Here is a 19,382-nt window from a genome sequence, read left to right as displayed (position 1 = left end):
ATGAAAAAAGCACTCGTATTGAGTTTAGCGCTAGGGCTTTCAACGGTTGCTTTTGCGCAGAACAACAAAACCATTACTGTAAACAACTCTTCCGCTAGCGCAAGAACAGAGTTGATCAGTATCCCTTATACCACATTTGAAAAACACTTCGCATTAAAAAACAGTGTATTTACTATTGTGGACAAGGATAAAAAGGAACTGGCCTATCAGCTTGAAAAACTAGGAAAACCGACGGCACAAAATATTTTGATTCAAATAACCGTTGCTCCTAGAAGCTCAACAACCTTTGGGGTTAATGGAAATAAACCCGCAACTGTCACTCCAAAGACTTATGCGAGATACGTCCCTGAACGAAAAGATGACTTTGCATGGGAAAACGATATTGCAGCGTTTAGAGCCTATGGAAAAGCTTTAGAAGGCAGCTCTGAGGATGCACAAGGTTTTGATTTCTGGGCAAAACGTAGCAATGATCTTATTGTTGACGAATGGTATAAAACTGGGGACTATCATGCCGATCATGGCAAAGGATTAGATTATTATTCCGTCGGACAAACCTTAGGTGTCGGCGATGCAACGCCATTCATTGACGAACAGGTCGTTTACCATAAGCATTATCGTCAATACGAGGTCTTGGACAATGGTCCGCTACGATCCACATTCAAACTTATTTATGAACCGGAAAATGTAAAGGGTCAACAGCTACAAGTCGAAAAAACAGTTTCTTTAGACGCTGGGAGTCAATTGAACAAGATAAGCTATTCCATCAAAAACACAACCGCTGCCGCTACGCCAATTGTTGTGGGGATCGCTAAAAGAAAAGAGGAAAAACCTCAAATTCTAAATGATGTAAAGAATGGCATTTTAGCCTATTGGGAGCCTGCAGAAGGAGATAAAATTACAGGAACAGCCGTTATTTTACCAAAAGTAAAGTATGTGTTCAAAGATAGCCCAAAACAATTTTTACTGGCAACCACCGTCAAAAATGATAAACCCTTAGTTTATTTTGCGGGTGCTGCGTTCAATAAAGCTGGCAAAATAGGGAATTTTGAGCAATGGCAGTCTTATGTAAAAACATTCAAAAACAATTTAGATCAACCATTAACAATAAAATATTCAAAATAATGTCCATACTGCAATCTTTTGACTTAAGTGGGAAAGTAGCCTTGGTAACAGGCTGCAAAAGGGGAATTGGCAAGGCAATTGCCGAAGCATTGGCTGAAGCTGGGGCAGATATTATAGGCGTTTCGGCGTCATTGGAAATTGAAGGCTCCGCAGTAGAAAAATCCGTAAAAGCATTAGGCAGAAATTTCTATGCCTACCAGTGTGATTTCGCCAAACGGACAGCGCTTTACGCGTTTATTGAAAAGGTAAAATCAGCGCATCCTGCGATTGATATCCTTTTTAATAATGCCGGAAATATACTTCGAAAACCTGCCGCTGAGCATCCTGATGAATACTGGGATGAAATCATCGAAATCAATCAAAATGCACAGTTTATATTGACGCGCGAGATTGGAAAGGACATGATTTCACGTGGAACTGGAAAAATCGTATTTACAGCCTCTTTATTAACTTTCCAAGGTGGCATCAATGTTCCAGGATATGCCGCTTCAAAAGGTGCCGTAGGATCCATGGTAAAGGCTTTTGCAAATGAGTGGGCTTCCAAAGGTGTCAACGTAAACGGGTTTGCTCCGGGGTATATCGCCACGGATAATACCGAGGCTCTGAGAGACGATCCCGAACGCTCAAAGTCCATTTTGGACCGTATACCTGCAGGACGTTGGGGAACTCCAGAAGATTTTAAGGGGCCAGCTGTATTCCTCGCTTCAAAAGCTTCCGATTATGTTCATGGAACCATCCTAACAGTCGATGGTGGCTGGATGGGAAGATAAAAGTCAATCTTTACGATGAGTTTGTTTTAAAAGTCTTTATTCTCAGGAGTAAAGGCTTTTTTTACAATTCTAAATCCCAGATTACTAAAAGATGCATTGGGACTAACTGAACCTATATATACGGTATTAAAAGCGGCACAGCTATTTTTACTACACCACCAGGACCCTCCACGGGCATGTGCAATAGAGCGGTCGCCATCTCTTTCGAGCTTTCCGGTGCAAAATTCAAATACATTACCAAAGATATCATAAAGTCCCCATGGATTGGGTTTGAATTTTCCGACCGGAGAAGTATAGAGATAACCATCGGAATAATCAGCTTTCAAATGATCTCTACCATGCCATACATTTGCATAATCGCCCATATTCTCTTTACTGAAACCTTCAAAATAATAGTCTTCGCTTCCGGCTCTAGCTGCCACCTCCCACTCATCAAAAGATGGCAATCTACAATTTGCCCATGTACAATAGGCCAGCACATCTTTATAAGAGATACAGGTAACTGGGTGATCCATCTTGGCCGCAATTCCGCCACGAATTACACCATTCGGAAAGCGCCAATAGGCCGTACTATCCTGCAACCAGCGAAACTCCGCCAGGCCAGGCTCAAAGACCATGGCATTATGGTAGCGTTCTGCTAATGTCTTGTAACCCGTTGCCTGAACGAATTTTTCAAATTCGGCATTCGTCAGCTCAAATTTCGAGATCCAGAACGATTCGATATGCACTGTTCTTTTGGGATTATCTAAGCTTGCTGTATCGCCCAAATGATAGTCTCCAGCTGGAATTTGGATATAGTTTCCAGCTTGGGCTTCACATTGGAGATGTAAAACAATCAATCCTATCAAATAGAATAATTTCCTCATTCTCCTTGCCGTTTGTTATAATACAAATTTGACGTTTCGAATACTAAAAATCCAACTGCACTACTTGCTTTTTTTCTCATCGTAATATTTAAGCGCCCGACTAAAGATCAGCGCCTCATTTTCTTTGTTGTAATTTAGATACGAATAATAATTACTGTCCTCTCCATACAACTTTTTAAATGAACTGGATTTTATAAATTCACTGTATTCACCACGTTTCATCAGTAATAACAGCAACGTCAATGCATCTTTATCCTTTGGTGTTTTCTTGGCATAATCAACAATAAAAGGGATCATCTGCCAGCCATTAATCTCCACTATGGCATGCTTATAATTTACCCCCATCCGTTTGCTCCGGACAACAGATTCCTGAATAAGCTTCATCACCGAATCCCTATTTTCCTGCAAAAAATCAGTCTGTCTTTGCGACCAAGAGGATTCATTAAAGCCGTCCAATAATGTAGCAAATATTTTTTTGTCGATCTGTGTCTGGTACTCGGGTATAGCACAATTTTGCGCATATAGCTCGGCATGAATCATGGTATAGGTGAACTTTTCACGCAGCGTTAGCTTTTTAAAATCAACGGCTGAAATCGCATTTATTCCCGCATCTGTTGTTTCCTTATCTTCTTCGGGGATTATTGTTGAAATTAATGCTTTTACTTTGTCCAAACCGTAAGGCGGTATGGTCATTTTGCTCCGCAGCTCAATAGCAGCAGGATCTATAAAAAGACTATTGTCATCCGCACTATCCGTCTGTGCCAAACCGGTCCCCCAATACACGAAACACATAAACAATAAAACGATTTTTCTCATAGCATACGAATTAATATATTTTTCTCTATCATAAACCTCCCCAAAAAGCCCAGAATTAAACTTGAGACTCATACCGCTAACTAAACAAGCCTGATAGGTAAAAAAACAGGTTCTCACGAATGATTGCTTTTATTTCCAGGCTATTTTAATTATTCATTAAAGATCGTCTTATCTGAGCTTAAAAGTGAAATATTATTCCTGCAAAAATTATTCCTTAATATTTTCTTGAGATAGCTACAAACAAAAATCCCCGGATTTAATAAAACCCGGGGATATCATGCTTCATTTACTTCCATTTATATCAAGAATATAAACCTTTCTTATCAATAAATTCAATCACCTTTTTAGGTGTAAAGAATTGAATATTCTTGTTTTCCTTGATTGCATTTCGCAAAAAGGTAGAGGATAATTCCATTAGTGGGGTGTCGGTCATCGTGATAGCGGGATGATCTTTAAATTTTTCATTATCGAACCCTGGTCTAGGATAAACATAAATCTGGTAATCACGCAAGATAATATCCGCATTCTTCCACTTTTCCAGCGATTCCAAATTGTCTTGTCCCATAAGTAGCACAAATTCCCGGTTTGGATATTTCTCGCTAAGATGCGTTAAGGTATCGATGGTATACGATGGTATTGGCAAATGGAATTCAATGTCACTTACTTTCAAATGATCACAGTCTTCCAAAGCCAGATTTAGCATTTCCAAACGGTCATAAGGGTCTGCTAAGGTGGACTTCTTTTTAAATGGATTCTGTGGAGAGACCACAAACCAAACTTCGTCAAGTCCAGTAAAATTGGCCATATAGTTAGCTATAATCAAATGCCCTATATGCACCGGATTAAAAGAACCAAAAAACAAACCAATCTTTCGCATGAACTTATTTATTGATAAATCCCATGACAATTTCTTCCGCATCGGCACATGCTGTAGCTAAATCAAAATTGTTCAATATGACATCAAATTTATTGGCATAGGTAAGTTCCAATTCTGCTTTCGCAAAACGCTCTTTCAGCTTTTCTTCCGAATCCGTTCCACGTCCTGTCAAACGCTCCTTAAGCACCTCCAATGATGGCGGTTGTACGAAAATAGAAATTGCCTGTTCTGGGAATTTTGATTTCAAACGTAATCCACCGACAACGTCGATATCAAAAATAACATGTTTACCTTCTTTCCAAATACGCTCAATTTCTGAACGCAAAGTACCATAGAAAGTCCCTGAATATACTTCCTCAAATTCGATAAACTCCTGTTTTGCTACCTTATGCAAAAATTCTTCTTTCGACATAAAATAGTAGTCCTTTCCATTTACCTCCTGCCCTCTTGGATCACGTGTACTTGCTGAAATGGAAAATTCAATCTTATCACCGTGTTTACTTAAAAGATCTCTTACTATTGTCGTTTTTCCAGCTCCCGATGGTGCCGAGAATATAATTAATTTACCGCTCATTCTTATAATACGTTGAGCAATTGCTCTTTTATTTTTTCCAATTCTTCTTTCATTCTGACCACGATCTGTTGAATGCCGGCATGGTTAGCTTTGGAACCTAAGGTATTGATCTCCCGCCCCATTTCTTGTGAAATAAATCCCAATTTTTTCCCGTTTGAATCCGCAGAATCAAATGCCTTTAAAAAGTAATTGCAATGGGCGCGCAATCGGACTTTTTCTTCGGTCACATCCAATTTGTCAATGTAGTAAACCAACTCCTGTTCAAATCGGTTCTGATCCACATTATCTTTACCCACCGTATCATTTAAAAATTGTTCAATACGCTGTCTGATCAAAGGAATACGTTCTACTTCTAAGGCCTCTACTTCTCCAAGGTAAGTTAAAATAAGCTCCGCGCGCTTCTTTAAATCTCCAGCAAGCACATTACCCTCGTCTTCACGAAATGTAGTAAAACGTTTGACCGCATCATAGAAAGCATCCATCAATACTTTGGATTCTTCGTCATCAACGGAATCATCATTATTGGTAATTACCTCAGGCATATTTAACGCCAGTTCAAACAGATTGACATTGGTATCGTTAAGTTCCAAAGCGATCTGCTGCAATTGACTGTAATATTTTTTGAGTAAATCAGCATTAATAGAAGATGCCTTCGCCGTTTGATCCGTGTATTCAACAGTTACATTCATGTTCACTTTACCACGCTCAATAAGTTTACTGCTCTCAGTGCGCAGGGTCAATTCTTTGTCCGAAACAACTTTGGGCAAGCGAAGATTTAATTCAAGGAATTTTGAATTTAAGGACTTTATTTCGACACTATATTTAACTTTACCGTTATCAGCGGAAGCCGTGCCATATCCTGTCATGGATTTTATCATATGCAAAGGTATGACTTTTCAGTAAAAATTGAATACCCTGCGTCGATTAATTGCTGATACTCCCCAAATTACCTTTCATTTATCTACCAGTCGTGCTTGGCTATGATAACAACTAAATAACTTTCATAAGGTTTGGCACCTTTACACTCGACGTAACCAATTCCGACATCGTATAGCGAAGCATTCCACTGATCCATGCCCAGTAAATGTGTGCGATGATGATAACCCGGAGCTTCCTTTCCAATAATTAGAGCCTTAATGCCAGCGGTAGCACTAGATCGGTTGGCCGCAATAGACTCAAAATTGTTTGCATTTCGTTTGGACAGCCATGTTGGGTTAAGTTGATATCCGGCTTCGTCAATGAAATAATTTGGTCCATACCCCTCAGGTGAAACATGGTCAAAATAGGAGCGCTTGGCCATATCTTTTGCCCGATAAACTGCAACCTCCGCCAACTCCTTATTCCAATTGAGTTTGGTCCGTTTAATCTTCTGCAAGTTGAAGAGCTTCAGCTCTTTCTTATACCGTTCTGGATTCGTACGGATTTTGTTCAGTAATTCATAGGCCTCGGTCGCCTGATGATGATCGACAACGATACGTTGGGCAAAAATAGACTGTGTAAAAAGCAGGGTAAATGCTAAAACCAAATAGTTCATACGTAAATAATATCTTCTTGAGTGAGCTGACGAGATATCCAAACTATCGTCTCCCCTTCGCTTTTATAGAGTCTAACCTCTTGTTTATAGGCAATGTTTGTACTTTTTGATAGGGATATTTCGTACCAATCCTTTAACCTTAAAAGACTGCATTTAGTATGTAACGTTTAATCTTTTTTTGTTTTTGTCTGCGAAAAAAACTGTATAAGCATGGGTATTAAGCTAATAAAGATAACCGCCAAAATAACAAGGGAAAAATTATGCTTAAAAAATGGTATTTGTCCAAAATAATAGCCAGCCAAAATAAATAATGAAACCCATAATATGCCCCCAAGTATATTATATTTCCCGAAGGTTGTATAGGGCATACGGCCAATGCCTGCCACAAATGGTGCAAAAGTCCTTATAATCGGTACGAATCGGGCATATACAATAGTCCTTGTTCCATGCTTAGCATAGAAATCTTGCGTTTTTTGCAGATAAGCCGGTTTAAATAACCTTGATCCAGGCTTAAAAACCCGAACTCCAAAATATTTGCCAATTTCATAATTCACAAAATCACCGAAGATAGCGGCAAAAATAAGAATGACTATAAATAATGGTAAGGAAAGCTGACAATCCGGACGGGCAATGATTGCTCCCAAGGCAAATAAAACGGAGTCACCAGGGAGGAATGGGGTAACAACAAATCCTGTCTCCGCAAAAATGATTAAAAACAAAATCAGATAAGTCCAATTTTCATAACTATTGATCAGTTGCAATAGATGCTGATCGATATGCAGGATAAAATCAATAAGCTGTGAAATGAATTCCATTTTTTTGATCTATAAAAAAAGGGAATCTTATTGGATTCCCTTTTTAGTTTTTATCTTTTCTTTTACAAGCTCGAAGATTATTGGCAATATGGATATAAAAATAATAATCAATACGACCTTCGAGAAGTTATCTCTTATAATAGGGATATTTCCTAAAAAGTATCCTGCTAGGGTTATACCTCCCACCCACAAGACGGCACCTACGACATTATAGGTAATGAAAGTACCATAATTCATCCTTCCAATACCACCAACAAAAGGCGCCAAGGTCCGTACGATTGGTACAAAGCGAGCGATAACAATTGTTTTACTGCCATATTTCTCATAAAAAGAATGTGTTTTGGCAATTTGCTCGTCTTTGACAACCTGTTTACCAAAGAGCTTAAATCTTGTAAGGCGCATACCAAAATGTTTACCGATAGCATAATTTAAGGAATCTCCAGAAACTGCGGCGATCAATAAAATGAGAATCATCAACCATACGTTAAGATCATTCGGTTGTGCGGCAAGCATACCTGCAGCAAACAACAACGAATCTCCTGGTAAAAAAGGCATTACAACCACTCCAGTTTCTACAAAAATGATGAGAAACAGAATAAGGTATGTCCAAGTCTGATAATCATTGACTATTTCAACCAAATGTTTATCGATATGGAGAATAAAGTCAATAAGATGCGTAACTATTTCCAAAGCGAAAAGACGATTAAGCGTTGTTTAACATAACCGGCATCACCAACATCAAAATATCTTCATGATCTTCAGATACAGCCGGAATCAATAAACCAGCACGATTTGGTGTACTCATCTCCAAAACAACTTCTTCACTTTCCAAGTTATTTAACATCTCGACCAAGAATTTAGCGTTGAAACCAATTTCCATATCATCGCCTTCAAATTGACAGGATAAACGTTCATGCGCTTCATTCGAGAAATCAAGATCTTCTGCAGAGATATGCAATTCACTACCCGAGATCTTTAGGCGAACCTGATGTGTGGTTTTATTAGCGAAAATCACCACCCGTCTCAATGTATTTAAAAACAATAGTCTATCGACAGTCAACTTATTTGGATTGACTTGAGGAATTACAGCAGCATAATCTGGGTAACGCTCATCAATCAACCGACAGATCAAATTGATATTACCAAAGCTAAAGAATGCATTGGTTTGATTATATTCAATAGATACTGTAATATCATCGGATGGCAATGAAGATTTAAGTAAAGAAAGTGCTTTTTTCGGTAAAATAAGGGATGCGGGTTTCTCCGCTCCGATATCCGTTCTTGAATAACGCACTAACTTGTGCGCATCAGTAGAGACAAAAGTCACATTCTTTTCAGCTAATTGGACCAAAACACCAGACATAGCAGGCCTCAACTCATCATTACTGACGGCAAAGATCGTCTTACTGATTGCTTCAGACAGAATAGGCGCTGGCATCTGAATGACTGAACCATTATCTATTGAAGGAATTTTAGGAAAATCGTCAGCATTCTCTCCACTCAATTTATATTTCCCATCACCGGCACTGATCTCAATAGCCAAGGTATTCATGTCTACTGAAAATGCTACTGGTTGATCTGGCAAAGTTTTTAATGTCTCGATCAAAATCTTCGACGGCATGGCTACTCTTCCCTCTTCCTTTGCTTCGATCTGTAAAGAAGTAACCATACTTGTTTGCAGATCCGTAGCAGAAATAGTCAAGTTATTGTCTTTTATTTCAAAAAGAAAGTTTTCCAAGATTGGCAAAACAGTACTTGTACTGGATGCACCATTGATAGCTTGTAACTGCTTTAATAAAATTGATGTTGATACAATGAATCTCATTTCCTGAATACTAATTATTATGTGCAATAATACACAAATTAATCAATATTTTTCAGTTTTATGGGCGCCTTTCTTTCCACATCAGGCGATTTCAATCGTTCAAATAAGCAATTGTATTTCAATTAATAAGCACAGCGCCAAAAGTATAGAAAGCAAATTGGGCCCAATAAATCACAATATTTATTACATTTGTATAATAGCAGTATTGTATGCAGTTTAAAGAGATCATTGGGCACAAAGACATCAAGGAACATTTAGTTCGCACAGTTCAAGAAAACCGTGTGAGTCACGCGCAATTATTTCTTGGTCCTGAGGGTTCAGGCAGCCTTGCTCTTGCTTATGCTTATGCGCAGTTTTTGAATTGCGAAAACCGGCAATTGACAGACAGTTGTGGCGAATGTCCATCGTGTCGAAAATATAGCAAACTGATCCACCCTGATCTTCACATGTCGTATCCTTTTATAGCCAAGCATAAGGAAGATACAGCAACAGATTATGCGGACAGCTGGCGAAAATCTTTTCTATCCAATCCCTACATGGGACTGGAATATTGGCGCAATCAGTTGGATGCGGACAATAAACAGGTGAATATCAATATTGCAGAGGCGCATGGTATCATCAAAAAATTAAGCCTAAAGTCCTTTGAAGCGGAATATAAAGTTTTAATTATGTGGTTGCCCGAATACTTGGACACACAAGGCAATGCGCTGTTAAAGTTAATCGAAGAACCACCCGAAAAAACGCTCTTTATTCTAGTTGCAGAAAATCAGGACAAAATATTAAATACGATCATATCACGTACGCAATTGGTCAAAATAAAGAAGTTGGATCACATGGAGGTCGCACAACATCTCAAGAGCGTATATCATCTTTCGGATCAGGAATCAGCTGAAATTGCGTTTATAGCGGATGGAAACCTGCAAGAAGCCATGAATCAAATTCAATCGCAAACAAATAATCATTTTGGCATTTTAGTCAATTGGTTGCGTTTCATTGTTTCAGATGCTGGAACCAATATGATCTCGTTAGTGGAAGAAGAACTCTCAAAAATGGGGCGAGAAAACCAAAAAAGCTTTCTTTTTTATGCAATTAATATGATGCGTCAAATTATATTAATCAAAGAAGGGCTTTCCAGTTTAGTGTTCTTACCGGCCAAAGAATTGGATTTTGTTCAGAAATTTGCAGTACACTATACCGTTGAACAAATTGAAGCAACAATAAATCTATTTGAGGAAACACATTATTTTGTAGAAAGAAATGCAAATCCCAAAATATTATTTTTAGATTTATCTTTGCAGTTAACATTAATATACAAGTACAAAACGTTTCCGAAAGGAACTCAATATATATAAATAGAAAACTATGGGATGTGGCAGTTGCTCATCCGGCGGAGGTTGCGGTACTACCACGACAAATGGTACACCAGCAGGATGTCAGAACAATGGCTCTTGCATGACTAGCGGATGTAATAAATTAGATGTATATGACTGGCTTTCCGATATGGATATGCCTTCAAACTATAAACCATTTAATATCGTCGAAGTACGATTCAAGGGATCACGAAAAGATTTCTTTATTAATGTAGACAATACCTACCTAGAAATGGGGGAAATGGTGGTCGTAGAACCTTCTACCGGTGGCTATGATGTCGGACATGTCTCCTTAACAGGTGAATTGGTCAGACTACAATTAAAAAAGAACAATGTTACCCCAGAAATGGTAACTAAAAAAATCTATCGGAAGCCCAATGAAATGGATGTAGAGAAGTATAACGCAGCAAAAGATCTCGAATGGGAAACGATGCACAAAGCCCGTAAACTGGCTTTGGACCTGGGTTTGTCCATGAAGATTTCTGATGTTGACTACCAGGGTGATAAAACCAAGGCTACCTTCTACTACACAGCTGAGGGCCGCGTGGATTTCCGTGAGCTTATCAAAAAAATGGCCGAATCTTTCAGGATACGCATAGAAATGCGCCAGATAGGTATGCGACAAGAAGCTAGCCGCCTCGGTGGCATCGGCTCCTGTGGTCGCGAACTTTGCTGTTCAACCTGGTTAACGGATTTCAAAACGGTTTCTACATCGGCAGCACGTTATCAAAATCTTTCGTTGAATACGTTAAAATTAGCGGGCCAATGCGGAAAATTAAAATGCTGTCTCAATTATGAATTGGATAGCTACATGGATGCTTTAAAAGACATCCCAAATAATATCGACCGCATCGAAACACAAAAAGGAGTTGCTTATCTTCAAAAGACCGATATCTTCAAGAAAATGATGTGGTTCTCTTTTCCTGGAGCTGAAAATTGGATTGCCATCCCCGTTCAACAAGTCAAAGAGCTTGTCGAAATGAATAAGCAGGGAATCAAACCGGAAGCTATTTCGAGTGCAGTAGATAACGATGAAGTCAGAGAAGAGAAAAATATCAACTACGATTATGAAAATGTGGTCGGCCAAGATAGCTTAACGCGACTTGATGATCGGAATAAAAGAAAGAAAAAAAGAAAATCAAAAAGCAACACAGTCAAACCGGAAAATAAGGCTGGACAAAAGACTGAAAAGTCGGACCCAAATCCACCCAAACAAGGGGGAAAACCTCAGGTAGCGAACGATTCTACAGCACCTACGGTGAATAAAGACAATAAAGAAGGTGGGAATAGACCAAAGAAACGTTTTAACCGCCATCGGAATAAAAACAAAGGTAATAACAACAATGCTGCTCCAAAAGCAGAATAAAAAAAAATATGCCTAATTTTAACCCATTAGGCATATTCTTTTTATAAATAAACATGAGACTCAAACGCACACCATTTCTTATTGGTATATTATGTATTTGCATAGGGGGTTCTTGTGAACAGACTTCCATTATAAATGATAACAAACCCATTGATAATAAAGCTTGGTTGAATACATCACCGCCTAGCTTTCAATTTCATATTAGTGATAAAACCAAACGATATGATGTATTAATGGATGTCCGTCATACACCGGAATATGCCTTTTCGAACCTTTTTATCCTGATCTACCAACGTGGTCCAGATAAGAAGCAATCTATTTTCCGCAAAGAAATAAAAATGGCTCGATCCGATGGAAAATGGCTCGGAAAATCCTCAGGGAGCTTATATAATAACCAATCCATAATCCATAAAGATTACCTATTTCCGGATACAGGTATGTATACTATTTCCATCATGCAGAATATGAAAGAAAATCCGTTGAAAGAAATCACCGACGTCGGACTAACGGTTATTCCAAAATGATTGCTTTTTTACGTTATCTATTATTCCCCTTTTCGATCCTATACGGCTTAATCGTATGGCTAAGAAATAGACTATACGATTTCAAGCTGCTCAGCTCAAAGTCATTTGAAATTCCCACGATTGTAATCGGTAACCTTTCTGTCGGAGGTACAGGAAAAAGCCCAATGACTGAATTTGTTGTTTCGAGCCTCAAAGATCAGTATAAAACAGCAATACTTAGTCGAGGCTATGGGCGGGTGACTAGCGGATTTCATTTGGTAAAGACCGATTCGCTAGCAAACAATGTTGGCGATGAACCCTTACAATTCAAAAATAAATTTCCATCGGTTACCGTTGCGGTTTGTGAAGACCGCTGTACGGGAATAGAAAAACTTCAATCAGATCATCAACTGATTATTCTGGATGATGCCTATCAGCATCGAAAATTATCGCCGCTTTTTAATATTCTATTGTTTGATTTTTTATCATTTGGTAGTCCCATGTTTGTTTTTCCTACAGGAAACTTTAGGGACTTACTGATTGAAGCCAAACGGGCGCAGATTATAACAATTACCAAATGTCCAATAGATCTCTCGAACCCTGATAAAAAGCGTATAGAACATAAAATCAGACGCTATAATAAGAACGCATTAATTACTTTTAGCCATATAAATTACTTTCAAGCCATTGACAGCGTCGGAAATACGATCGATTTCAACGACAGCGATGTTATTTTGGTTACAGGCATTGCCAAACCGCAACCGCTCGTGGATTATATCAAAAAGAAGGCAAATTTGGTCAAACACCTATCTTTTGGGGATCATCATACTTTTAGTGAATCAGATATTGAACAAATTACAAAATCCTACCGAAGCCTAGCTAGTAGTAACAAAATGCTGTTGACTACCGAAAAAGACTTTCAGCGGTTAAAACCATTTCAACAACAATTGGCGGCTATTGATTTGGCCTATCTTCCAATAGGCCTACAATTTCATGATCCTATCCATAAAGAACTATTCCTTAAAACAATCCATAATGCAGTAGCTCAAAGTGTTAATCAACCTTAAATTTTGTTAAGATAAATTGCTATACTAGACTTTTTCCTCAAATTTATATTCAATAGGTAAACGAAACTACTTAAAAGTCTTTTCTGTCCATAGGGATGGACAATAAACAAATAGAGTGCACAATTACAATGATTGGCATTCATGATATAAACTATACAAAGATGAAAAAGAAAATTTTAATGGCAGTAGCCTGTTTATTATTAAGCGCTACAGGAGTTTTTGCGCAACAACGTCAACAACGCAGTCCTGAGGAACAAGCTAAAATGCGTGTAGAGCATCTTGACAAATTACTTAGCCTCAATCAAACACAAAAGGATTCGATCTATAACATTACATTGACCCAAGCGCAACAACGGGCTGCTCTTCGAAACGATGGCGGAGATCGCAAGGCAAATATGGAAAAATTCAAACAGCTTCAGGAAATACAAACAGCTAAGATCAAATCTTGGCTTAGTCCCGAACAAGGTAAGTTATTTGACGAACAACAAGAAAAAATGAAGGAAAGAATGTCTAAACGTTCCGATAATTAATGATTAAAATTCTTTTAAAGAAAGGCTCTTGTTTTATGTACAGGGGCCTTTTTTATTGCTTGTATCTATTTTGTGTATACCATTATTTACCCATACAAGTCTTAGTCAATGCAGTATATTTTAATCATCACGAGGTGATCGCGCCGAACAAGATATCCGGCATCGGATAAATCATCGTTACCTTGTTTTGTTTATCCTAAAACAAAACCAACGTATTGTTTTACAATCCATTAACACATTATCCTGTGTTAAAAATTTGTTAAAGTAACAACTTTAATACAATATAAATACCAATTCAAAGTTTTATAGTAAAACAGTTTAATTGTAACTTTTTAAATACAATAGATATGAAAAAGCTAATTTTAACAGGAATCGGATTCTTTTTGGCCCTCAGCCTAACATTTGCCCAACAGGGTACTCCGGAGGAAACTGCGGCAAAAGCAACAACTGAACTTGTTCAGAAACTGAATCTGAATGATGAGCAAAAGACTGCAGTATCAACTATATTATTGGATCAGGCAAAAACCGAGCAAACGATAACAAAAGACAGTAGCTCCTCTGCTGAAGTAAAAAATGAAGCACTAAATAAGCTTCAAAGCGAGGTAGACACCAAAGTCAGCCAGCTGCTAACCGAGGATCAAAAAGCACTTTACCAAAAAATAATTGCTGAGAGACCGGCGAAATCAGCCCCTGGGACAAAACAACCAGTAACAACTGACCCCACGCGTTAATAGTGAAAAAAATAGAGAATAAACATTGAATAATTTCATCTAAAATTAAACATCATGAAAAAGCTATTTTTAACAGGTATAGGTTTCTTTCTAGCAATGAGCCTAACATTTGCACAACAAACAACCCCAGAAGAGAATGCAACCAAAGTGGTGACCGAATTAGTGACAAAGCTAACATTAAACGAAGAGCAAAAAACAGCTGTGTCAACCATCGTATTAAACCAAGAAAAGGCTATTGCAGCCGTTATCCAGGACGCGACAGCTACAGCTGATGCCAAAAAGGAAAGCATAACCAAAATTCAAGGTGAATCCGATACTAAGATAGCACAACTGCTCACCGATGAACAAAAGACAGCTTATCAGAAATATGTCACAGAGAGACCCCCAGTAAGTATTCCTGCGACTCAAGAAAAAACTGAACAAAACGAATCCGGCAACGGACAGAGCAATCAATAACAACAATCGTTCTATTAAGAATGAAAAACCTCTGGACTAGATTATGTCCAGAGGTTTTTTAATACCTTACAAGAGCTTAAATGCATTAAAAAAGGGCTATCCAATCATCTTGGATAGCCCCTTTTGTTTACTGCTTACGGTAATTGACATTAAGATTTCAATTTTTTCATAATGTCACTTACATAAGTCTTAAATTTCTTGTCAGTTTCAATTAAATCCTCTACGGTTTGACATGCATAAATGACTGTCGAGTGGTCTCTTCCTCCGAAGAAAGCTCCGATCGATTTTAGTGAAGATTTGGTATGAGCTTTTGCTAAATACATCGAAATTTGCCTGGCCTGCACGATTTCACGCTTCCTAACTTTCGACTTTACCATATCTACAGGAACTTCAAAATATTCACAAACCAATTTCTGAATAAAGTCCATTGAAATTTCCTTATGGGTATTCTTCACAAAGTTCTTCAACATCGATTTTGCTAAACCCAAATCGATCTCTTTCTTGTTCAATGTAGATTGAGCCAATAATGAAACCATAGCTCCTTCCAATTCACGAACACTGTTATCGATTTGTGTTGCGACATATTCCACTACATTTTCAGGTAAATCAATACCGTCAGAATACATCTTCTTCTTCAAAATTGCCATTCTCGTCTCAAGATCAGGAATCTGAATATCTGCAGATAATCCCCATTTAAAACGACTAAGCAAACGTTCCTCCAAACCAGCTAAATCCTTAGGCGCCTTGTCTGAAGTTAAAATAATCTGCTTTCCAGATTGATGCAAATGATTAAAAATATGGAAGAAAATATCCTGTGTTTTTTCTTTACCAGCAAAATTATGCACATCATCCATAATGATGACATCCATTGCTTGATAAAAGTTAACGAAGTCATTGATTGTGTTATTTTTCAATGAATCCACAAACTGTTGACAGAATTTTTCACAAGACACATAAATGACCAGTTTATCGGGAAGATTTCTCTTGATTTCATTTCCGATTGCTTGGGCAAGGTGTGTCTTTCCTAAACCAACATCACCATAAATCATCAAAGGGTTGAATGAAGTACCACCCGGTTTATTCGCCACAGCATATCCTGCAGAACGAGCAAGACGGTTACACTCACCTTCGATAAAATTTTCGAATGTATAGTTTTGATTCAATTGCGGATCAACCTGCAATTTTTTCAATCCAGGAATAACAAACGGATTTTTGATATCCCTATTTAAAGATACCGGCACAGGGATAGATTGCCTTTTCCCTTCTGCTCCATTGCCATTCGATGGAAGATTAGTCGTATAAGGATGAGAAGCTGAAGACTTCTCCACTACAATATTGTATTCCAATCTACCTTGTTCTCCTAGGAATTTCTTTACGGTCTTGCGAAGAATTCCTACATAGTGTTCTTCCAACCACTCATAAAAAAATAAGCTAGGCACTTGAATAGTCAAAACGTCACCCTCCAAACGGACTGCTTTCACAGGTTCAAACCAGGTCTTGAAACTTTGTGCTGGTATATTATCTTTGATAATCGAAAGACAATTATTCCAGACACTTGAATACGTTTTTTCCATTCTAAAATTGTTAATAAGTTGATTTACAATACGCGACAAAAAATATGTTGATAACTTTCTCTGAGAACGAAGATGACAAAAAAAAATCAGCTAAAAAACTAAAATATAAAATAATTGATAATACATTATATATCAGTATTTTACCGTGTAAAATTGTGGAAAACTAGCGCTAAAATTGATCTCTAAAAATAATTATTAACATTCCAAATTTATTTCAAAAAAAAGAACAAAAAAAGTAGCAAACTTACTACCTATCAGTCCTTAAGGTCTAAATCTAAATTAACCAAAATAATAGCTAATTACAATCTTTAGTTCATATATTTTTAATATTAAATTTATAAGAATTTAAAGCCAACTTAACATCATTGTCAGAGGACTATTAAAGTTATTTACGCACAACCTTAAAACAAAAATCAATGCGGATTATAGGACAGAAAAAAACAAATTGTAACAGATGAGATGAGTTCTAAATTCAAACATCCCTACCCTTGAAAAATGAAAAAGGAGATCAAAATTGATCTCCTTTTTCATTTTTCAAATGTATAGCTCTTATCCGACCATTGAGCTGGTCAATTTTCCATTGCAAAGTTTTTTGGCTTCTGATACGATAGCATCAGCATCGTAGTGTGCATGCTTCCACTGTGCATTTTGTTCAGCATGCTCAATGATCTTATCCGGAATACCCAAACGAACAACCTGGCTATGATATCCGTGATCGGCCATAAACTCCAATACAGCCGAACCTATGCCCCCCTGTAAACTTCCATCTTCAACCGTGATAATTTTATCAAATTTCTGAAAGACCTGATGAAGCAAAGCTTCATCCAATGGTTTAGCAAATCGAAGATCATAATGCGCTGGATGTATTCCCAGTTCATTTAACTGCTGTACCGCTTTAACAGCTTCATTTCCTATCGCTCCAAAACTTAAGATAGCAAGCTCCTCACCTGCTGATATAAGACGCCCCTTTCCTATTTCTATTTCTGTAAATGGGCGACGCCAGTCTGGCATAACACCATTTCCTCTAGGATATCTAATAACAAACGGACCTTTATTGGGTAACTGCGCTGTATACATTAAATTTCGTAACTCTTCCTCATTCATCGGCGCAGAAACCGTCATATTTGGAACACAGCGCATAAAAGCGATATCATAAGCGCCATGATGTGTCGCACCATCCGCACCGACCACTCCCGCACGATCCAAACAGAAAACAACATTCAGATTTTGTAATGCAACATCATGGATGACTTGATCATAAGCGCGTTGCATAAACGACGAATAGATATTACAGAATGGTAATAATCCCTGTGTTGCGAGTCCCGCACTGAATGTAACTGCATGCTGCTCAGCAATACCAACGTCAAATGCACGGTCAGGCATAGCTTTCATCATAATGTTCAAGGAAGAACCAGAAGGCATTGCAGGCGTGATCCCCACAATCTTATCATTTTCTTCCGCAAGCTCAACTAAAGTATGTCCAAAAACATCTTGAAATTTAGGTGCTACCGGTTTATCATTCAAAGACTTCTTGATCTCACCCGTAATTTTATCGAATAGACCTGGAGCATGCCATTTCGTCTGATCTTTTTCAGCTAGCGCAAAACCTTTTCCTTTGATGGTGACGGCATGCAATAATTTAGGCCCCGGTATATGCTTAAGGTCTTCAAGGGTCTTAGCCAATTTCTTGACATCATGCCCATCAACCGGTCCAAAATATCTAAAATTTAAAGATTCAAAGAGATTGGCATTTTTTAATAAAGTTCCCTTTATGCTTTTTTCCAATTTTTTGGCAATACCAAGTGCATTTGGACCAACTTCCGAAATCTTGGTCAATACAGCTGCGATATCGTCTCTAAAACGATTATAGCGCTTGGAGGTTGTTATACTTGTCAAATACTCCTTCAATGCGCCTACATTAGGGTCAATGGACATGCAGTTGTCATTCAGAATAACCAAAAGGTTTGATTTCGAAATACCGGCATGATTCAGTGCTTCAAATGCCATTCCACCAGTCAAGGCACCATCACCGATAACCGCGATATGCTGACGATCCTTTTCACCCTTTATTTGGGAAGCGACTGCCATGCCTAATGCTGCAGAAATAGATGTTGACGAGTGTCCAACACCAAATGCATCGTATTGAGATTCAAAACGGTTAGGAAAACCCGAAATTCCGTTCTCAATTCGATTTGTATGAAATATATCGCGACGCCCCGTTAGGATTTTATGCCCATAAGCCTGATGACCTACATCCCAAATCAATTGATCGTATGGGGTATTCATTACGTAATGTAACGCCACCGTTAACTCGACGACTCCCAAACTTGCTGCAAAGTGACCACCATTAACCGAAACCTGATCAATAATAAATTGACGTAATTCCTGACTTAACTGTTCTAATTGGTCTTCCTTTAGCTTTTTAAGATCAGAGGGATCGTTTATTTTACTTAATAGTTCTCCAGCCTCAAACTGCATAGTACTGCTATTTACATGATATGTTCGTACAAAGTAACGACAATTTTATTTAATCTTTAAAATAAATCGCATTTACATATTGATGAACAACAAATAAAATAATGAATA

General features: G+C 38.0%; 20 protein-coding genes. 9 read left to right on the top strand and 11 right to left on the bottom strand.

What is annotated here, in order from left to right; genetic code table 11:
• Entirely contained in the window at positions 1-1,122 is a 1,122-nt protein-coding gene (locus B3297_RS22395) for a DUF4861 family protein (RefSeq protein ID WP_070562610.1), read from the top strand.
• Positions 1,123-1,127: 5 nt separating this feature from the next.
• Positions 1,128-1,892 (top strand): SDR family oxidoreductase, encoded by a 765-nt coding sequence (locus B3297_RS22390; RefSeq protein ID WP_172462444.1) that lies wholly within the window; start codon positions 1,128-1,130, stop codon positions 1,890-1,892.
• Positions 1,893-1,918: 26 nt separating this feature from the next.
• Here the strand turns inward: B3297_RS22390 and B3297_RS22385 are convergent, their stop codons facing one another.
• The 9 genes from B3297_RS22385 to dnaN all read right to left on the bottom strand — a co-directional run bounded on the left by B3297_RS22385 (position 1,919) and on the right by dnaN (position 9,199).
• Positions 1,919-2,758 (bottom strand): SUMF1/EgtB/PvdO family nonheme iron enzyme, encoded by an 840-nt coding sequence (locus tag B3297_RS22385; RefSeq protein WP_083295818.1) that lies wholly within the window; start codon positions 2,756-2,758, stop codon positions 1,919-1,921.
• Positions 2,759-2,818: 60 nt separating this feature from the next.
• Positions 2,819-3,574, bottom strand: coding sequence for a hypothetical protein (locus tag B3297_RS22380; RefSeq protein WP_139144915.1), 756 nt, complete (start codon positions 3,572-3,574; stop codon positions 2,819-2,821).
• 301 nt (positions 3,575-3,875) lie between these two features.
• Positions 3,876-4,451: a nicotinate (nicotinamide) nucleotide adenylyltransferase gene (nadD, locus tag B3297_RS22375; protein WP_070562618.1), complete on the bottom strand. Its 576-nt coding sequence runs from the start codon at positions 4,449-4,451 to the stop codon at positions 3,876-3,878.
• A gap of 4 nt (positions 4,452-4,455) precedes the next feature.
• The gene (gmk, locus tag B3297_RS22370; protein ID WP_070562620.1) at positions 4,456-5,025 is read right to left on the bottom strand and encodes a guanylate kinase; all 570 of its coding nucleotides are present in this window, start codon (positions 5,023-5,025) and stop codon (positions 4,456-4,458) included.
• A gap of 2 nt (positions 5,026-5,027) precedes the next feature.
• On the bottom strand, positions 5,028-5,903 hold the full coding sequence (locus B3297_RS22365) for a YicC/YloC family endoribonuclease (protein ID WP_112375171.1): 876 nt from the start codon (positions 5,901-5,903) through the stop codon (positions 5,028-5,030).
• 83 nt (positions 5,904-5,986) lie between these two features.
• A complete protein-coding gene (locus B3297_RS22360) occupies positions 5,987-6,559 on the bottom strand; it encodes a CAP domain-containing protein (RefSeq protein ID WP_070562622.1) in 573 nt (190 codons plus the stop codon).
• Between the two features lie 167 nt (positions 6,560-6,726).
• The gene (locus tag B3297_RS22355) at positions 6,727-7,374 is read right to left on the bottom strand and encodes a DedA family protein (RefSeq protein WP_070562625.1); all 648 of its coding nucleotides are present in this window, start codon (positions 7,372-7,374) and stop codon (positions 6,727-6,729) included.
• A 27-nt stretch (positions 7,375-7,401) separates the two neighbouring features.
• The gene (locus B3297_RS22350; protein ID WP_083295820.1) at positions 7,402-8,064 is read right to left on the bottom strand and encodes a DedA family protein; all 663 of its coding nucleotides are present in this window, start codon (positions 8,062-8,064) and stop codon (positions 7,402-7,404) included.
• A 13-nt stretch (positions 8,065-8,077) separates the two neighbouring features.
• Positions 8,078-9,199 (bottom strand): DNA polymerase III subunit beta, encoded by a 1,122-nt coding sequence (gene dnaN, locus B3297_RS22345; protein WP_046672565.1) that lies wholly within the window; start codon positions 9,197-9,199, stop codon positions 8,078-8,080.
• Positions 9,200-9,408: 209 nt separating this feature from the next.
• Here dnaN and B3297_RS22340 point away from each other — a divergent pair, with 209 nt between their 5' ends.
• The 7 genes from B3297_RS22340 to B3297_RS22310 all read left to right on the top strand — a co-directional run bounded on the left by B3297_RS22340 (position 9,409) and on the right by B3297_RS22310 (position 15,222).
• A complete protein-coding gene (locus tag B3297_RS22340; protein ID WP_070562628.1) occupies positions 9,409-10,551 on the top strand; it encodes an ATP-binding protein in 1,143 nt (380 codons plus the stop codon).
• 10 nt (positions 10,552-10,561) lie between these two features.
• Positions 10,562-11,935, top strand: coding sequence for a PSP1 domain-containing protein (locus tag B3297_RS22335; RefSeq protein ID WP_172462425.1), 1,374 nt, complete (start codon positions 10,562-10,564; stop codon positions 11,933-11,935).
• Positions 11,936-11,988: 53 nt separating this feature from the next.
• Positions 11,989-12,459 (top strand): gliding motility lipoprotein GldH, encoded by a 471-nt coding sequence (locus B3297_RS22330; RefSeq protein ID WP_286709788.1) that lies wholly within the window; start codon positions 11,989-11,991, stop codon positions 12,457-12,459.
• Positions 12,456-13,505 (top strand): tetraacyldisaccharide 4'-kinase, encoded by a 1,050-nt coding sequence (gene lpxK / locus B3297_RS22325; protein ID WP_070562637.1) that lies wholly within the window; start codon positions 12,456-12,458, stop codon positions 13,503-13,505. The genes B3297_RS22330 and lpxK overlap by 4 nt, the downstream gene beginning before the upstream one ends.
• 161 nt (positions 13,506-13,666) lie before the next feature.
• Positions 13,667-14,035, top strand: a complete 369-nt coding sequence (locus tag B3297_RS22320; RefSeq protein ID WP_286779520.1) for a hypothetical protein — start codon at positions 13,667-13,669, stop codon at positions 14,033-14,035.
• 347 nt (positions 14,036-14,382) lie between these two features.
• Positions 14,383-14,766 carry a hypothetical protein gene (locus tag B3297_RS22315; RefSeq protein ID WP_112375167.1) on the top strand — a complete coding sequence of 128 codons (384 nt, stop codon included), beginning with the start codon at positions 14,383-14,385 and terminating at the stop codon, positions 14,764-14,766.
• A 54-nt stretch (positions 14,767-14,820) separates the two neighbouring features.
• Positions 14,821-15,222, top strand: a complete 402-nt coding sequence (locus tag B3297_RS22310; RefSeq protein ID WP_070562646.1) for a hypothetical protein — start codon at positions 14,821-14,823, stop codon at positions 15,220-15,222.
• 149 nt (positions 15,223-15,371) lie between these two features.
• On the opposite strand, the gene dnaA is transcribed toward B3297_RS22310, so the two are convergent.
• Positions 15,372-16,796 (bottom strand): chromosomal replication initiator protein DnaA, encoded by a 1,425-nt coding sequence (gene dnaA / locus B3297_RS22305; protein WP_046672557.1) that lies wholly within the window; start codon positions 16,794-16,796, stop codon positions 15,372-15,374.
• 549 nt (positions 16,797-17,345) lie between these two features.
• Positions 17,346-19,274, bottom strand: a complete 1,929-nt coding sequence (gene dxs, locus B3297_RS22300) for a 1-deoxy-D-xylulose-5-phosphate synthase (RefSeq protein WP_070562653.1) — start codon at positions 19,272-19,274, stop codon at positions 17,346-17,348.
• Between the last annotated feature and the right edge of the window lie 108 nt (positions 19,275-19,382).

The sequence above is a fragment of the Sphingobacterium sp. UBA3519 genome (genome assembly GCF_002377215.1).
In the GTDB taxonomy this organism is placed as follows: Bacteria; Bacteroidota; Bacteroidia; order Sphingobacteriales; family Sphingobacteriaceae; genus Sphingobacterium; species Sphingobacterium multivorum.
The sequence above is the reverse complement of the archived record's forward strand: the minus strand, read 5'-3'. Positions and strand labels throughout refer to the sequence as shown.

Excerpts from the sequence above, each read along its gene's own strand:
- dxs (WP_070562653.1), bottom strand. The coding sequence starts at position 19,274 with ATGCAGTTTGAGGCTGGAGAACTATTAAGTAAAATAAACGATCCCTCT.
- B3297_RS22340 (WP_070562628.1), top strand. The coding sequence starts at position 9,409 with ATGCAGTTTAAAGAGATCATTGGGCACAAAGACATCAAGGAACATTTA.
- B3297_RS22320 (WP_286779520.1), top strand. The coding sequence starts at position 13,667 with ATGAAAAAGAAAATTTTAATGGCAGTAGCCTGTTTATTATTAAGCGCT.
- B3297_RS22315 (WP_112375167.1), top strand. The coding sequence starts at position 14,383 with ATGAAAAAGCTAATTTTAACAGGAATCGGATTCTTTTTGGCCCTCAGC.
- B3297_RS22335 (WP_172462425.1), top strand. The coding sequence starts at position 10,562 with ATGGGATGTGGCAGTTGCTCATCCGGCGGAGGTTGCGGTACTACCACG.
- dnaA (WP_046672557.1), bottom strand. The coding sequence starts at position 16,796 with ATGGAAAAAACGTATTCAAGTGTCTGGAATAATTGTCTTTCGATTATC.
- B3297_RS22310 (WP_070562646.1), top strand. The coding sequence starts at position 14,821 with ATGAAAAAGCTATTTTTAACAGGTATAGGTTTCTTTCTAGCAATGAGC.
- dnaN (WP_046672565.1), bottom strand. The coding sequence starts at position 9,199 with ATGAGATTCATTGTATCAACATCAATTTTATTAAAGCAGTTACAAGCT.
- B3297_RS22360 (WP_070562622.1), bottom strand. The coding sequence starts at position 6,559 with ATGAACTATTTGGTTTTAGCATTTACCCTGCTTTTTACACAGTCTATT.
- B3297_RS22380 (WP_139144915.1), bottom strand. The coding sequence starts at position 3,574 with ATGAGAAAAATCGTTTTATTGTTTATGTGTTTCGTGTATTGGGGGACC.
- gmk (WP_070562620.1), bottom strand. The coding sequence starts at position 5,025 with ATGAGCGGTAAATTAATTATATTCTCGGCACCATCGGGAGCTGGAAAA.
- B3297_RS22365 (WP_112375171.1), bottom strand. The coding sequence starts at position 5,903 with ATGATAAAATCCATGACAGGATATGGCACGGCTTCCGCTGATAACGGT.
- B3297_RS22385 (WP_083295818.1), bottom strand. The coding sequence starts at position 2,758 with ATGAGGAAATTATTCTATTTGATAGGATTGATTGTTTTACATCTCCAA.
- B3297_RS22395 (WP_070562610.1), top strand. The coding sequence starts at position 1 with ATGAAAAAAGCACTCGTATTGAGTTTAGCGCTAGGGCTTTCAACGGTT.
- nadD (WP_070562618.1), bottom strand. The coding sequence starts at position 4,451 with ATGCGAAAGATTGGTTTGTTTTTTGGTTCTTTTAATCCGGTGCATATA.
- B3297_RS22355 (WP_070562625.1), bottom strand. The coding sequence starts at position 7,374 with ATGGAATTCATTTCACAGCTTATTGATTTTATCCTGCATATCGATCAG.
- B3297_RS22330 (WP_286709788.1), top strand. The coding sequence starts at position 11,989 with ATGAGACTCAAACGCACACCATTTCTTATTGGTATATTATGTATTTGC.
- lpxK (WP_070562637.1), top strand. The coding sequence starts at position 12,456 with ATGATTGCTTTTTTACGTTATCTATTATTCCCCTTTTCGATCCTATAC.